Source organism: Coprococcus sp. ART55/1 (assembly GCF_000210595.1).
Taxonomy (GTDB): Bacteria; Bacillota; Clostridia; order Lachnospirales; family Lachnospiraceae; genus Coprococcus; species Coprococcus aceti.
Window position 1 is genome coordinate 1,115,930 of record NC_021018.1, and the last position, 15,767, is coordinate 1,131,696.

The window sequence follows — 15,767 nt, forward strand, 5'->3', positions numbered from 1 at the left end:
GATAACACTTATTTTCATAGCATTTGCATTTGGATGCAATATAGGCTGTTCGGTCATAGTATCCCAACTGTTCGGGGCAAAGAAATACAGCGAGATGAAGACTGCGGTCTGGACTACTCTCATAGCAAGCGCGGTACTTGTGGCGGTTCTCATGCTGGTTGGATTCCTGCTTGGAGAGAGACTGCTGGCACTTATTGATACCCCGGATGAGCTGATGAGAGATTCGCTTACTTATCTGAACATATACATATTGGGCGTGCCATTTTTGTTCTTCTACAACATAGCGACAGGAATATTCTCCGCGCTGGGCGACTCGAGAACACCGTTCATATTCCTTGCCATCTCATCGGTGTCCAATATAGCCGTTGATATACTGTTTGTAAAGACATTTGAGATGGGGGTAAATGGAGTTGCGTGGGCTACATTCATCTGTCAGGGCGTGAGCGCTGTACTTGCGATAATAGTTGTGTTCAGACGCCTGACAGCAGTTCGCACTGAGGGGAAGGTCCGTGTATTTTCGGGAAGCATGCTGGGCAAGATAGCAGTCATAGCCATACCGAGCATACTTCAGCAGAGCTTTATCTCAGTTGGAAATATAATTATTCAGAGCGTCATCAATGGATTTGGAGCCTCTGTCATAGCGGGCTATGCGGCGGCTGTAAAGCTCAACAATCTCGTCATAACGTCATTTACAACACTTGGAAATGGAATATCCAACTATACCGCACAGAATCTTGGCGCGGGTAAGATCGACAGGATAGGACAGGGACTTAAAGCTGGAATAAAACTCATATGGGGACTATGCATACCATTTGCGGTTTTGTACTTCTTCTTTGGCCGTTATGGCATGTATCCATTTATGGAGAACAGGACAGGACTTGCCCTTGACACGGGAGTCACGTATCTCAGGATACTGGCGCCGTTCTACTTTGTAGTATCGGCAAAACTTGTAGCTGATGGAATACTAAGGGGAACAGGCATGATGGGCAGGTTCATGACATCTACGTTTACGGATCTGATACTCAGAGTGGTGCTGGCGATAGTGCTGTCAAGAGTTATAGGCTCCGCCACAGGAATATGGCTGGCCTGGCCGATAGGCTGGACTATAGCAACAGTCATGTCACTGTTATTCTGTGTGAATGGTATTAAGAAGCTGAAAAGAGAAAAAACAGGGAGGATAGAATAGATGACAGATAAAATGACTCAGAAGAGCCATGAAGATATGAGTAAAGAAATAAACAAAGATGGTGTGGCGGTGCGTACACGGGGATATCATATATGGAGAGTTATATTCTGTATAATAGGCGTGCTGGGAATGCTGATGTTCATATATCCGGTGTTCAGAGGTTGCCGTGTGAATATAGGAACCCTGCTGGGAACAGGCGTGTTTGCACTTCTCACATTGTATGGAGTATTCAGGGCAAAGATAGACAAATCTGTCAGAAAGCTTTGGAATAAAAAAGCAGGAAAGATATGCTTAAGTTTCGTGCTTGCACTTGTCACTGCTGCGCTTGCCCTTGTTGTGGTCATCACTTATCACATGGTCTATGCGGCTCATGTAAAGCCTAAACAGGATGCCACAGTCGTAGTGCTCGGATGCGCAGTTAGAGGCGGTGGACCAAGCCTTATGCTGAGGGAGAGACTTATAGCAGCACAGGATTATCTTGATGAGACCCCGGAGGCTGTATGTGTTGTGTCCGGTGGACAGGGCGCAGATGAGAGCATGTCGGAAGCTCAGTGCATGTATGAATACCTTACAGAGCACGGAATTGCTCCGGAGAGAATATATATGGAAGACAAGTCCACGTCCACAAGGGAGAACATAAAGTTTTCGGCTGAGATCATCAGACAGAACGGACTGCCGGACAAGATGAATATAGTGACAAATGAATTCCACGAGTACAGGGCAAAGCGTATAGCGGACAAACAGGGCATAGAGACGGGCTCCATAGCCGGAAGCACTGCATGGTGGCTGCTTCCGACATACTATGTCAGGGAGATGGCAGGCATACTGTATGAGTGGATCAGTGGCTGATACGTGGACAGGTGCGCTGCGAGGCGGACAAAGTGAATACAATGATCCGCCGGACACCCATGCAGGTATATTTGGTCGAAATGCACAGATAACCTTGAAAAAACCTTGTAATATTTCTTGAAAAATGCATGTAAAAACGTACTTCTAAATAGAAGAAATTATGTTATAATGGCTCTGTATGATACAAATACAGTATCCAGTTAAAAGGAGAATGAGATGAACAAATTAGAACTTCAGAAAAAAGACTGTAGAAGTTCGCAAGGGCATTGTTACAGGTGTATACAATGCAAAGAGCGGACATCCAGGCGGCTCATTATCAGCAGCAGACCTGTTTACTTATCTTTATTTCGAGGAGATGAATGTGGATCCTAAGAATCCTGAGGACGAGAATCGTGACAGATTCGTGCTCTCAAAGGGACACACAGCTCCGGGCTACTACGCAGCACTTGCGTTAAAAGGCTTTTTCCCAATAGAAGACTTAAAGACACTCAGACATGTTGGATCTTACCTTCAGGGACATCCTGACAAGAAGCACACTCCAGGAGTGGATATGTCATCAGGATCACTGGGACAGGGACTTTCAGTTGCAGTAGGTATGGCACTTGCAGCAAAGATGCAGGGCAAGGATTACAGAACATACTGTCTCTGCGGTGACGGAGAGATCCAGGAGGGACAGATATGGGAGGCAGCTATGTTCGCAGGACATAGAAAGCTTGACAATCTGTGCGTTATAGTAGATAACAACAATCTTCAGATTGACGGAACGGTTGAGGATGTATGTTCACCATATCCTATAGATGAGAAGTTCAAGGCATTCAACTTCCATGTTATCAATATCAATGGCAATGACTTTGACGAGATCGACAGGGCATTTGCTGAGGCAAAGTCCCACAAGGGTGAGCCTACAGCGATCATCGCCCACACGATCAAGGGCAAGGGTGTATCATTCATGGAGGACAAGGCCGGCTGGCATGGAAAGGCTCCGAATGAAGAAGAGTATAAGATCGCCATGGAAGAACTTGAGAAGGAGGCTGCAGCATTATGATAGAGAATAAAGCAATCGCAACCAGAGAGAGCTATGGCAATGCCTTAGTAGAGATCGCAAAGGAGCATGATGATCTTGTTGTTTTAGATGCAGACCTTGCAGAGGCAACCAAGACAGTTATTTTTAAGAAAGCTTATCCTGAGCGACACGTTGACTGTGGCATCGCGGAGGCGAACATGGCAGGAATAGCTGCCGGAATGTCAACATGCGGATATGTTCCATTTATGAGTTCATTTGCAATGTTCGCTGCAGGACGTGCATTTGAGCAGGTGAGAAATACTATCGGATATCCACATCTGAATGTGAAGATCGGTGCAACCCACGCAGGAATCTCAGTAGGTGAGGATGGAGCAACACATCAGTGCTGTGAGGATATCGCACTCATGAGAGAGATACCAGGCATGGTTGTCATTAACCCATGTGATGATGTAGAGGCCAGAGCAGCAGTCAAGGCTGCATATGAGTATGTAGGACCTGTATACCTCAGATTCGGAAGACTGGCAGTTCCAGTCCTCAACGATGAGAGCACATACAAGTTTGAGATCGGTAAGGGCGTTAAGCTCAAAGATGGCAAGGACATATCTATCATAGCTACAGGACTTTGTGTATCTGAGGCTGTGAAGGCTGTGGATATGCTCGCTGCTGACGGTATAGATGCTGAACTCATCAACATCCACACTATCAAGCCTATCGATGAGGATATCATCGCTGAGACAGCTCAGAAGACAGGAAGAGTGTTCACAGTTGAGGAGCACTCCATCATAGGTGGTCTCGGAAGTGCTGTTGCAGAGGTGCTTGCTGAGAAGTGTCCTACAAAGCTGACAAGGATCGGTGTGAGAGATACATTTGGTGAGTCAGGCCCTGCAAAGGAACTGCTTCACAAGTATGAGCTTGATGCCGAGGGTATCTACAAGCAGATCAAGGCTGCGCTGTAATCCTAATGTGATCATTTGGAGACATAACAGAGAACACAAGATAAATAGCTGATACTAAATATCTGTGAAAGATATAGAGAGTTATATACAGATGGGGGAGCCTGCCGGTGGCAGGCTCTTTCCATATATACATATGAACTGTCAGATGGGCGGTAGACACTGCAGACATCCGGCAGATTCTGTGATTTACATACACAAGGGCTGAAGACCAGATGAAACTGGGAACTTTACAGAAAAGAGGTAGGAATCATATGGGCAGAGAGTATGTAGAGGAGCTTAAGAACCGCGTGCTGAATGGTGGAGCGGAGATCACATATGATGAGGCTCTAAAGCTTGCACATGAGGATCTGGATATACTGGCGGCTTCAGCAAATGAGATAAGAGAGCATTTCTGCGGAGACCGGTGCGATGTGTGCTCGGTCATAAGCGTGAAGGAGGGCAGATGCACAGAGAACTGCAGATACTGTGCACAGTCCAGGATAGCGAATAAGGATGTACCAGAGATAAATCTGCTTGGTAATGAAGCGGTTACTGAGGGTGCATCGATTGACTATGACAAGGGAAGCTTCAGGTACTGCCTTGTGGCTGAGGGCAGGAGACTTTCAAAGCGGGAGGTTGAGCTTGCTGAGAAAACGGTCAAGGATATACACGACAATGTGGATATCAACATATGCGCGTCATTTGGCCTGCTGGATCAGGAGGACTTCACGAAGCTTAAGGGTGCGGGACTTACAATGATACACAATAACCTTGAGACATCACCTGCATATTTTCCGGAGGTGTGCACCAGTCACACCCAGGAACAGAAGAAGGCGACAATACGCGCTGCAAAGGCTGCGGGACTCATGGTGTGCAGTGGCAGTCTGTTCGGCATGGGCGAGACACTTGAGGACAGAGTGGCGCTTGCGTTTGAACTCAGGGATCTCGGCGTGGATTCTGTTCCGATGAATCTGCTCAATCCAAGAGAAGGCACGCCATTCTATGATAAGACGCCCCTCACAGAGGAGGAATATGTTAGAACCATAGCCGTGTACAGATTTGTCATGCCGAGGGTCATGATAAGACTGGCAGCCGGCAGAGGAAGATATGATGACAACGGAGAGGCAGCGCTTGCAGCAGGGGCAAATGCGGTCATAAGCGGTGACTTCCTGACCACCGATGGCACATCATTTGACCTTGACTTTGACATGATAAGAAGAAACGGATTTGTCACGGACAGAAAACATTCATAGACATTAGTGGGTGCTCCGTGCGCAAGGCAATTGGATGAGAAGGATTAACTGCACGCAAATAAGAGAATATAACAGGCAGAATAAGTTTTAGAAGGAGAATTATATGAAGATTTATGACAGGATCATGGGACTTGGAACAAAGATGACAGACATGGATGCATCCACATATCAGGGCGCATTCATAGGCAAGATATCCTACACAGTAGACAGAGCGAAGGCAGAGGCTGCCGATAGCATCACATATGAGTATGGTGATGTTAAGGAGAACGCATTCATGTACATACTCTCTATCCTTGGAAAGGTAGAGGGAGAAGAGACTCCTGTTGAGAAGATGACCATCACACTCGTAAAGGCATCAGACAAGGAGAAGGAGATCAAGAGAGTGGAGAAGACGGATTATGAGGACGAGAAGCCATTTCACACATTTACAAAGGAAGAGGTTTATGCATTCAGCAAGGAGACAGGAGACGAGAATAAGATCCACCTCACAGACCATCCTGTAGTTCAGGGAATGTTGCTTCTCCGCACAGCAGCATGTGCACACGAGGACCTGAAGAGACTTGACGTTAAGTTTGTAGAGCCTTCATACGCAGAGGAAGAGCTCATGTGGGGCAGCAATGGCAGAGAGCTTGTGCTTTATGCAGATGGCTATGTAAAGGCTTCATTCAAGGTTGTGAAATAGTTTCCGCTAACAGACGATCATTATGATAGATACAAAATAGGCGTCATACCTGATCAGGTATGATGCCTATTTTGTTGTTTGAATTAAGACTAGTTTATTCTTATGAAATCGGATCTTACATATCCGGTGTATTTCTTTGAGCCCTTGGTGTAAGTGATCTTATACCACGCATTCTTGCCGGAATATTTGCAGCCGCTGATCTTGACCTTTGATCCTCTGGCAAGTTCCCGGATGATACGTTTGTTGGTTCCTGCCCCTGCCCTGAGACGGACCTGGCTGTCAATGACTGTTCCGCTCAATGAGCTGGCTTTTGCGGGAGCTTTTGAAATGTCGCCATATACTATCGAACCATTGACATTCTTATATGCAAGAATCCTGTAGCCGAAGCCACTCTTCAAAGCAGGAAGTATACAACTGGTTGTTTTGTAAGAGGATATTTTCTTTACTCTTGTGTATTTGTTATGGGCAATATCATATTTGTATATGATGTAGCCGGATACATTTGAAAGCTTCTGCCAGTGCAGACAGCGATACGAACCGATAGGAGTATACTTAAATGAAGATGTAAAGGTTCGTGGCTTTGTACATTTGCTGAACTCCAGGCGGTTGCTGTACATGATCACACCGTTGTATTCATAATACGCCCTCACGCCGAATTTGTATGTTGTGGCGGGAGAAAGTCCGGTAAAGTTATAACTTCTGGATTCGTCGCCTATGCATCTTGCAATTCTGTCATATTTACCAGTGGACGTGTTGTATTTGTACACGAAATAGCCTGTGACTCCGGAAATCTTGCTCCAGCGGACATTAATGGAACTGGAAGTCCTGTCTGCTATTGCGGCCTGGGTAGGCATGTCCGGGGCGGTATCGAAGATTGGAGGTTCAGGATCTGTCGATGCAGTTACAGCTTCTGCATAGGTGGCGGTGCAGCTATATTCTTGCGAGTAAGCTCCGTATACAGTGCCGGTATTTAATTTATGGTATCCGCGCACCATGTAGGTATATTTTTTACCGCTGGTGAGACCGTTATCAGTGTAGGTCAGAGTTCCAGCCCCCTTTGTTGTTCCGATCGACACATATTTTCCTTCGGCCTCATCGTAACGAACTATTTGATAACCATATACCTCCGGAACCTTATTCCATGTGAGGGTTATGGATGAGTTGGTCGATGACTTAAATGTGAGTTCTGTAGGTGCTGCCGGTGTATTTACATATTTGAAATCGAGATCCGTCGGATAGCTTATTCCGGCGACGGTTCCGTTGTCATCGTACTGCCAATATGAATGAGTGGCGGCAGCGTGTCTGAATCGTTGTACTGCGCATTCCATATCGGGTATTTGTTGTTTATACTGGTGATCTTCATGTCATCGGTTATAACACTTTTGCTCGCATACAGCATGCCCACGTAGCCGCTTGCTTCCACTGTACTGCAAAAAGTGTTGATGACCGTGGTGGCAGCACTTTTGGACAGGTGCGCATTGTAGAGCCTGCCGGTCAGTCCACCCTCCCATGCGTATTCGTAGTCCATGACGATGGGAAGTGTCAGGTTGTAAGAGGATACGATGTTCAAGGTGTATGCCGCCTCCTGCCTGGCCTCGGTGGCGTTTATGGCCTGAGAGTAGAAGTACGCTCCGACATCAATCCCTGCCGCAGTTGCATTCTTGACATTCTCAGCAAATTTGGAGTCGACGAAATATGCACCTGAGCCATAGTACCTTCCTCCAGCCCTGATAAAGGCAAATGTAACGCCGCTGGATTTTACCTTTCTCCAGTTGATGGAACCGTTCCACTCCGATACATCTATCCCCTTCATGACAGTGGAGTTCTTGAACTGGGATGCGTGTGTATATGTTGTCGATGAGAGCGTGGCAACACCATAAGGATTAGCGCTGTCTGACTGCTTTTGCAATTGCCTTATCGTCTCAGGATCGTTGCCGTAAAGACTATATATGTGGTCGATCTCGGCATCGCTCAACTGAGTGTAGTCAAAGTTACCTTCATCCACAACCTCCTGGACCTCAGATCTGGTCGATGATGTTGAGATGGTGGAGGTGTCAGCCGCGTATACTGTGGCAGAGTCGAAGATATTATCTGCCGCAGTCAGTATAAATATTCCAAGGGAAATAATAAAAAGTTGTTTAGATAATCGTTTTATTCTCATGTAAGCCTCCTAATACAAATGTTACGATTATATTACAAAAAGATTATTAAAATATTATTAATAAAAGGCCTGCGTGAGAAAAATATTGATAAAAATATAAAAAAAATAGGGGAAAGCAGGAGATACAAAGTATGTATGCTTTTCCCTATTTTAATTGTATAAGTATAAGAATTACTTGACACGTATGAAATCAGATCTTATATAGCCCGTATATTTTCTGGAGCCTCTGGTGTATGTGACCTTATACCAGATATATCTTCCAGACTTTGCATAGCCGGAGATCTTGACTTTTGAACCCCTTGCAAGCGTTCTGACTACTCTGCTGTTTGTTCCGGCTTTTGCACGGAGGTTTACGCTGCTGTCAGTGATCGTTCCGGTAAGAGATGTATTCTTGATCGGTGCTTTTGAAATTGCACCGTAGTATATCTTGCCGTTGTACTTCATGTAAGCAAGAACACGGTAACCGTAGCCTCTTCTGAGGTTAGGAACAAAACAGAAATTTGTCTTGTTGGATGTTATCTTCTTAACTCTTGTGTATTTGTTTGCCTTCTGATCATACTTGTATACGATGTAGCCGTCAGCGTATGACAGCTTTGACCACTGGAGGAATCTCTGCGATCCAAGTGGTGTGTATTTGAATGATGACGTAAAGGTTGCCGGGAGAGTGCAGGAGCTGAAATCCTTGCGGTCACTGAAGCCTGTGAATCCATTCCGCTCTGTGTATGCTCTCACTCCAAATTTGTATTCTGTTCCGGCTTTAAGTCCTGTAAATGTGTATGTTCTGTTGCTGCTTCCGCTGATACGTGCCACCTGCTCAAATGACTTGCTGGACGTATTATATTTGTATACCGTGTAGCCCGTGGCATCAGATATCTGTGTCCATCTTATGGTCACGGAATTGGCTGTCCTTGATGCGGTTGCGATCTGGGAAGGAACAGCAGGTCCGGTAAATCCGCTCACTGCGCTGGCTGTCTCTGTGTAGTGGTATGTTCCATTTTTCTTGTAATATGCACATACCGTGTAGCTGTACTCAGTTGAATGAGGAAGTCCCTTGTGTGTGTATGTGTCAGTAGACTTGGAAGAGATCTTTGCAAGCCTTGTCCAAGTAGCATTGGATGGCTCCCATACATATACGATGTATCCGTCAACATTTTCCTGCTTATTCCACTTCAGTGTAAGTGAGCTTGTGTAGGCTGAAGTGATCTTGAGCCCTGTAACCTCGCCTGGGTCGGTGGTTATGGCCTTGGCATCTGACAGAACGTGCCAGATGGTGTTGGTATCAGTTGTTGTGTATGCGCGTACCTTGTAGTTATATTTTGTGCCAGGATTGAGCTGGCTGTCGGTAACCTCGCAGTCGTCAGGAGAATTGGTCGTGGCAATCGTCTCGTAGCTGCCTGATGAACCGTTGCTTCTGTATACTCTGTATCCTGTTGCTGCAGGGATAGGTGACCATGAAAGTTTTACAGATGTAGGCGCTGTAACTGCAGCCGCAAAGTTCTCTATGGTATCAGCTATTGTAATGCCGGTACACTCTGCTGAGTAGGTTCCGTAGATGGCTCCTGAGCTCAATTTGTAATATCCGCGTACCTTGTATGTATACTTTTTACCGTCCTGAAGATTCTTATCTGTAAATGTAGTCGTTCCGGCACCCTTGGCAATTCCCACGGAGACGTATTTATCTTCGGAGCTGTCGTAACGTACTATCTGGTAAGCATAGACCTCAGGGATCTTCGTCCATGTCAGTGTGATAGTGGAGTCTGTGCACGCTGACTGTGTCAGAGATGAAGGCGCGGCAGGAGATTTGACATATCTGAAATTCATATCAGTTGCATTGCTGATTCCTGACACCTTGCCGACGTCGCTGTACTGCCAGTATGAATGTTTCACTGTGAGAGTGTCCGTGTCGTTGTACTGGGCATTCCATATAGGATATGACTGTGCGATCGAAGATGCGTTCATGTCGTCTGTGATGACAGTCTTGCTGGCGTAGATCATGCCTACGTAGCCCTTTGATTCAACTGCCGCACAGAATGCTTTTATGACATGTGTAGCTGCACTCTTGGAAAGGTGGGCGTTGTACAGACGACCGCTCAGACCTCCATCTTCCCATGCGTATTCATAATCCATGACAACGGGATAAGTTATGTTGTAGCCTGAGATCAGGTCGGTGGTGTATTTGGCTTCTGTCTTGGCCTCCGATGTGCTGATGGCCTGTGAGTAGAAGTACACACCCACGTCAACACCTGCATTCAGTGCATTTTTGATATTATCCTTGTATGTAGAATCGATGAAATATTTTCCTGAACCGTAGTAGCGTCCGCCCACACGTATGAATGCGTAGGATATTCCTGCGGCTTTAACCTTTTTCCAGTTGATGTTGTCGCCGTTCCACTCGGATACGTCTATGCCCTTGATGACTTTGTAGCCATCGAACATGGAAGAGTGGGTATATCTGGCACTCAGCGTAGCTATATCGCCGGTGGCGTTGTAATCGGATTGACGCTGGAGCTGTTTGATGGTTTCGGGATCGTTATTATACAACTCGTATATGTGATCGATCTCTGTACCGTCAAGCTCTGTGTAGTCGAAGTTTCCATCGTCCACCACCTGCTGTACATCCTCCCTCGTTGATGTAACGCTTATGTCGGACATGTCTGCGGCATAGGCTGTTTCGGGCACGTCGCCGGCAAATGCGAATACACTTATACCCAGAGCAGCGCCCAGAATTATCCTAGTAAATTTTCTGATAATCATGAATTCCTCCCGTTTTGTAAAAAGTTTTGAGCACAGTTTACATAATATAATGTACGCTATGAAAAGTCAATAAAACTGCACTGATTTGTTACGAATATATTACAAAATGCTTATTAAAATCCAGCTAAAACATAAAGCCTGAATGAAAAACAAGAAAAAAGTCGGTAAAGGTTGATGTTTTTCATATTAAATACATAAAGTCTATGTTATAATTAGCAGGCATATGAAATTTGGAGGACAATAACTGTTGGATGATAAAAAAAGAGTTGGATTTTTAGGCGCGTTGAAGAACATGTTCGTAGGTGTCGCAAAACCGGAAGCTTATTACAGAAATGGACGATTTGGACGGATGTCATCGGCGATGCTGATAACATTTATCATGAGCACACTGACTTATCTGGTGATATTCTTTATTCCATATAACCAGTTGTTTGGCGGCGGAAGGCTTGCGGACAGGATAGACCGGAATATGGAGGATTTTTCACTGACCGGAGATGGTTTTTACTACGATGGGGCATTCGACTGGTCGGATGATGAGAACATGTCCTACATAAAGATCAACACATCGAAGACGAAAGTGGATGAAGCTGTTGCAAGAGACCTTGCTGCAGACGGCGGGTATCGTACCGTATTCATCATATCAGCGGATGAGATACTCACATATAACTCAGGAAGAACACAGATCATAAGATGTAAGGATATATATGAATCCCTGAATGAGACATATGGATTCAAGGCTGTTACAAAGCAGGATGTGATCAATCTCATAAATAAGCTCGACACACCGGTGCTTGTGCTTGCATGGGTATTGCAGATAATTGTTGGATTTGTGCTCACGCTGTTCTGGTCACTGCTCATAACGGTGGCGGGACTGATAGCGGCATCCATGAAGAAGATCGAGGTATCATTTGGCACTATTTACAAATCTGCCATATATATAAGGTTATTATGGTATTTCCTCATGATGGTCATTGCAACATACATATGGCCGGCGAAGAGAACGATGGGGATGCTGGCGCTTTTCATATCTGTGATATACATATTTGCCGCTGTATCACAGTATCATAAGAATAACCCGGATGACGATCCACAGGAAGATCTGGCACAGGTAGAACAGAATGATCTGGCGCAGGAATTTTCCCAGTATGAGCAAAGGTAAATAATTATAGAAGACACATTCAAATACAATATATAAAACAGTAGGAGGAGTATTCATATGAATTTGAGAAAGACAAAGATAATTTGTACATTGGGACCGGCGACGGACGATGATGAGGTGCTCAGAAAGCTCATGATCGAGGGTATGGATGTTGCCAGATTCAATTTTTCTCATGGTGATCATGCCCAGCACAGGAAGAACAAGGACAGAGTGGAGAAGCTTCGTGAGGAGCTTGGACTTCCGGTTGCAACACTGCTTGATACTAAGGGCCCGGAGATAAGAGTTGGGGACTTCAAGGAGGGCAAGGTTGAACTCGTAGAAGGACAGACATTTACACTGACGACAGAGGATGTGGTGGGCGACCAGGCAAAGGTATCCATTACATACAAGAATCTTGTGAACGATGTCAAGCCGGGAGATACCATACTCATCGATGACGGCCTTATAAATATGAAGATAGAGAAGGTTACTGATAAAGATATCGTGTGCCGCGTGGAGAATGGCGGACCTGTATCAAACCACAAGGGTGTAAATGTTCCAAGAGTTAACCTCACCATGCCATACATAAGCGATGTAGACAGGGCGGATATAATCTTTGGTATTGAGAATGATTTCGATTTCATCGCTGCATCATTTGTAAGATCAGCCGACGATATACTTGAGATCAGGAAGATCCTTGACGAGTATGAGTGTGACAATATCAATATCATCGCCAAGATTGAGAATATGCAGGGCGTTGACAATATAGACGACATAATCAGAGTGTCCGATGGAATCATGGTCGCAAGAGGAGATATGGGTGTTGAGATACCTCTTGAGGATGTGCCTATCATCCAGAAGATGATCATCAAGAAGGTATACAATGCGGACAAGCAGGTCATAACAGCTACACAGATGCTTGACTCCATGATGATACATCCAAGACCTACCAGAGCAGAGGCGACAGATGTTGCAAATGCCATATATGACGGAACAAGTGCAATCATGCTCTCAGGAGAGACCGCAGCGGGCAAGTATCCGGTTGAGGCTCTTCACACCATGAAGACCATCGCAGAGAGAGCAGAGCGAGACATAGATTACAACAAGAGATTCTTCAACAGGGATGCGGTGCAGAATCCTGATATAACGAGTGCTATATCACATGCGACATGTACAACGGCCATAGACCTTGCAGCGGCAGCCATCATCACTGTTACCAAGTCAGGAAAGACAGCGAGAATGCTCTCAAAGTACAGACCAAAATGTCCGATCATCGGATGTACCCCTGTTAAGAAGGTTGCCAGACAGATCAATCTTTCATGGGGAGTTCAGCCTCTTCTTATAGGTGAGGAGAACAACACTGACGATCTCTTCGAGCATGCTGTTGATGCGGCAAAGAAGCACGGCTATGTTAAGGACGGTGAGGTGACTGTAATCACCGCCGGAGTCCCACTTGGCGTGACCGGCACGACAAACCTGATAAAGGTACACGTTGTAGGACATATCCTTGTAAAGGGCTTCTCTATAAATGAGAGATCTGCAACCGCACCGCTCTGTGTATGCGAGTCAGAGGATGAGCTCATCAAGAACTATAAGGATGGAGACATAATCGTCATAAATGAGACCAGCAACAGAATCATGGATCAGCTCAAGACTGCATCTGCGATCGTGTGTGAGAAGAACGGGGGCAATTCACATGCTGCCATAGTCGGACTCAGCCGTGACATACCTGTTATCCTGGGTGCACAGAACGCGACCAAGATACTTAAGTCGGGCTCTATAGTTACTGTAAATGGCGAGGATGGAGTTGTAATTTCAAACTAGCACATGTAACAAATATGTAACAAAAAATAAATACAAACGTATAAAACAACGCCTCCTGTGTTGACAAATGTAATCATTATTGCTATACTACAATAGATTTGTAACAAAGATGTAATAATTGTTGCGTTAAGATCAGCACAGGAGGTTTTTTATAATGTCTAAAGCAAAGTCATTTAAGAAGACTATAGTTGTTGCTGCAGCGGCAGGAATGATGATCACCACTTCCATAGGAACGGTGAGCGCGGGACAGATATACAGCGATTCAACTGTAGGTATTTCATCTGCATTTGACAGATATGCTAACACCCTTGCGGGCAATGATAAAAACGCAGGCGATGCTGCAAAGGCGGCAACGTCCACAGATGCACAGAAGACTACAGCATCCGCAGGAAAGAATGTTGCGGAGGCCAAGAAGGACAAGACAAGCGAAGAGAATAAGGTGAAATATCCTGATTTCAAGGATAAGTGTCTTGTTGTCACCGAGGATTATGTGAATATAAGATCGGGAGCCGGAACTGATTCAGATGTAGTTGGTATCATAGGGAACAATGGAATAGCAACCATAGAGAAGAAGGGCAAGGAGTGGACCAAGGTCACATCAGGTGACTGTACAGGATACATAAGGAATGACCTGCTTCTTTTTGGAGATGATGCGGGAGCCTATGCCGAGGCGAACTGTCCGAAGCAGGTAACTGTCAATACAGAGACACTCAACGTAAGAACAGAGGCTGATGTGAACTCCGACTGTATAACACAGGTTGGATCAGGCCAGAGCTTTGATGTCATATCACAGGATGACAAATGGGTGCAGATAGCACTTGACGACGAGACGAATGGTTATGTCAGCACTGAATTTGTAGATGATACATATGCATTTGCAACTGCCAAGTCCATGGAGCAGATCCAGGCAGAGCTTGATGCGAAGGCTGCGGAAGAAAAGGCGGCAGAGGAGCAGGCAAGACAGGAACAGGAGAGCGCAGACGAGGCAGAAGCTGAGGACGCATCAGATGACAGCCAGAGCACAGAGGATGATTCCTACACGCCAGATCAGCCGGATACAGATTCTGCAGATCAGTCATCGGATACATCAGACGACACATCATCTGACAGCAGCGATTCAGACGATTCACAGAACAATGTAGTGGCACCGAGCGGCCAGACAGGAGTAGACCTTGCGAACTTTGCAACACAGTTTGTGGGTAATCCATATGTATATGGCGGATCGAGCCTTACGGATGGAGCTGACTGTTCAGGCTTTGTCATGGCTGTATACGCTCAGTTTGGATATTCACTTCCACACTCAGCGGGAGCACAGTCACAGTATGGAACAAGAGTAGACACTTCAAGTCTTGAGCCTGGAGACATACTTTTCTATGGAGACAGCTCTATAGAGCACTGCGCTATATATATCGGAGACGGAATGATAGTACATGCCAGCACAGAGGAGACCGGTATCAAGATATCCTCTGCATTCTACAGAGATCCGCTCTGTGCAGTCAGAATCATAGGACAGTAGACAAGCTGTATATAATAGGGTATAATGAATACATTGAAGCGCACATGGTATACATGTGCGCTTTTTGTGTAAAATGGCGAAAACATGACAGCGAAAATAAACAAAGTTGTCAATATGCACATAAAAATACGTCAAATATATTGAAAAAAAGACTCGTTGTGGTATAATGGTCATATCAATTTGGATCATATCCAAAAAAGAAGGAGTTGGGCATCATGAATTACATAATCAGCGGTAAGAACATTGAAGTTACAGAAGGACTTAGAAATGCAGTACAGGACAAGCTCTCAAAGCTTGAGAAGTACTTTGCGGCTGATACTGGCGCACAGGTCACATTCAGCGTTGAGAAAGATAGACAGAAGATAGAGGTAACGATTCCTATGAAGGGACATATCATCAGAGCCGAGCAGGTTAGTGATGACATGTATGTTTCGATCGATCTCGT

Annotated in this window: 12 protein-coding genes and 1 pseudogene; 10 read left to right on the forward strand and 3 right to left on the reverse strand. The window is 45.4% G+C overall.

Annotation, left to right across the window (positions count from 1 at the left end; translation table 11 throughout):
* The 6 genes and pseudogenes from CCU_RS05310 to CCU_RS05335 all read left to right on the forward strand — a co-directional run.
* Positions 1-1,186 (forward strand): MATE family efflux transporter (locus CCU_RS05310; protein ID WP_208896016.1); only part of this gene is annotated, 1,186 nt, incomplete at its 5' end.
* Positions 1,187-2,035, forward strand: coding sequence for a YdcF family protein (locus CCU_RS05315; protein ID WP_015533847.1), 849 nt, complete (start codon positions 1,187-1,189; stop codon positions 2,033-2,035).
* Positions 2,036-2,251: 216 nt separating this feature from the next.
* A pseudogene (locus tag CCU_RS05320) lies at positions 2,252-3,080 on the forward strand (transketolase).
* Positions 3,077-4,015, forward strand: a complete 939-nt coding sequence (locus CCU_RS05325) for a transketolase family protein (protein WP_015533848.1) — start codon at positions 3,077-3,079, stop codon at positions 4,013-4,015. Before CCU_RS05320 ends, CCU_RS05325 begins: the two are co-directional and overlap by 4 nt.
* A gap of 251 nt (positions 4,016-4,266) precedes the next feature.
* Positions 4,267-5,247 carry a biotin synthase BioB gene (gene bioB / locus CCU_RS05330; protein ID WP_015533849.1) on the forward strand — a complete coding sequence of 327 codons (981 nt, stop codon included), beginning with the start codon at positions 4,267-4,269 and terminating at the stop codon, positions 5,245-5,247.
* Positions 5,248-5,350: 103 nt separating this feature from the next.
* Positions 5,351-5,929 (forward strand): hypothetical protein, encoded by a 579-nt coding sequence (locus CCU_RS05335; protein WP_015533850.1) that lies wholly within the window; start codon positions 5,351-5,353, stop codon positions 5,927-5,929.
* Positions 5,930-6,018: 89 nt separating this feature from the next.
* Here the strand turns inward: CCU_RS05335 and CCU_RS05340 are convergent, their stop codons facing one another.
* From CCU_RS05340 to CCU_RS05350, 3 genes are all read right to left on the reverse strand, one after another.
* A complete protein-coding gene (locus CCU_RS05340) occupies positions 6,019-7,257 on the reverse strand; it encodes a fibronectin type III domain-containing protein (protein WP_208896017.1) in 1,239 nt (412 codons plus the stop codon).
* Positions 7,170-8,090 (reverse strand): glycoside hydrolase family 25 protein, encoded by a 921-nt coding sequence (locus tag CCU_RS05345; RefSeq protein ID WP_015533851.1) that lies wholly within the window; start codon positions 8,088-8,090, stop codon positions 7,170-7,172. Before CCU_RS05345 ends, CCU_RS05340 begins: the two co-directional genes overlap by 88 nt.
* Positions 8,091-8,261: 171 nt before the next feature.
* Positions 8,262-10,844, reverse strand: a complete 2,583-nt coding sequence (locus tag CCU_RS05350) for a fibronectin type III domain-containing protein (RefSeq protein WP_015533852.1) — start codon at positions 10,842-10,844, stop codon at positions 8,262-8,264.
* Between the two features lie 247 nt (positions 10,845-11,091).
* On the opposite strand from CCU_RS05350, the gene CCU_RS05355 reads away from it, so the two are divergent.
* The 4 genes from CCU_RS05355 to hpf form a co-directional block, all read left to right on the forward strand.
* Entirely contained in the window at positions 11,092-12,003 is a 912-nt protein-coding gene (locus CCU_RS05355; RefSeq protein ID WP_208896018.1) for a DUF1189 family protein, read from the forward strand.
* 57 nt (positions 12,004-12,060) lie between these two features.
* Positions 12,061-13,806, forward strand: a complete 1,746-nt coding sequence (pyk, locus tag CCU_RS05360) for a pyruvate kinase (protein ID WP_015533853.1) — start codon at positions 12,061-12,063, stop codon at positions 13,804-13,806.
* 154 nt (positions 13,807-13,960) lie between these two features.
* The gene (locus tag CCU_RS05365; RefSeq protein ID WP_015533854.1) at positions 13,961-15,322 is read left to right on the forward strand and encodes a C40 family peptidase; all 1,362 of its coding nucleotides are present in this window, start codon (positions 13,961-13,963) and stop codon (positions 15,320-15,322) included.
* A gap of 215 nt (positions 15,323-15,537) precedes the next feature.
* On the forward strand, positions 15,538-15,767 hold a 230-nt coding region (hpf, locus tag CCU_RS14055; protein WP_243440921.1), incomplete at its 3' end, for a ribosome hibernation-promoting factor, HPF/YfiA family.

Bases quoted from the DNA above. Each gene is read 5' to 3' on its own strand.
- CCU_RS05325 (WP_015533848.1), top strand. From the start codon at position 3,077: ATGATAGAGAATAAAGCAATCGCAACCAGAGAGAGCTATGGCAATGCC.
- CCU_RS05315 (WP_015533847.1), top strand. From the start codon at position 1,187: ATGACAGATAAAATGACTCAGAAGAGCCATGAAGATATGAGTAAAGAA.
- CCU_RS05350 (WP_015533852.1), bottom strand. From the start codon at position 10,844: ATGATTATCAGAAAATTTACTAGGATAATTCTGGGCGCTGCTCTGGGT.
- pyk (WP_015533853.1), top strand. From the start codon at position 12,061: ATGAATTTGAGAAAGACAAAGATAATTTGTACATTGGGACCGGCGACG.
- CCU_RS05340 (WP_208896017.1), bottom strand. From the start codon at position 7,257: ATGGAATGCGCAGTACAACGATTCAGACACGCTGCCGCCACTCATTCA.
- bioB (WP_015533849.1), top strand. From the start codon at position 4,267: ATGGGCAGAGAGTATGTAGAGGAGCTTAAGAACCGCGTGCTGAATGGT.
- CCU_RS05335 (WP_015533850.1), top strand. From the start codon at position 5,351: ATGAAGATTTATGACAGGATCATGGGACTTGGAACAAAGATGACAGAC.
- CCU_RS05345 (WP_015533851.1), bottom strand. From the start codon at position 8,090: ATGAGAATAAAACGATTATCTAAACAACTTTTTATTATTTCCCTTGGA.
- CCU_RS05365 (WP_015533854.1), top strand. From the start codon at position 13,961: ATGTCTAAAGCAAAGTCATTTAAGAAGACTATAGTTGTTGCTGCAGCG.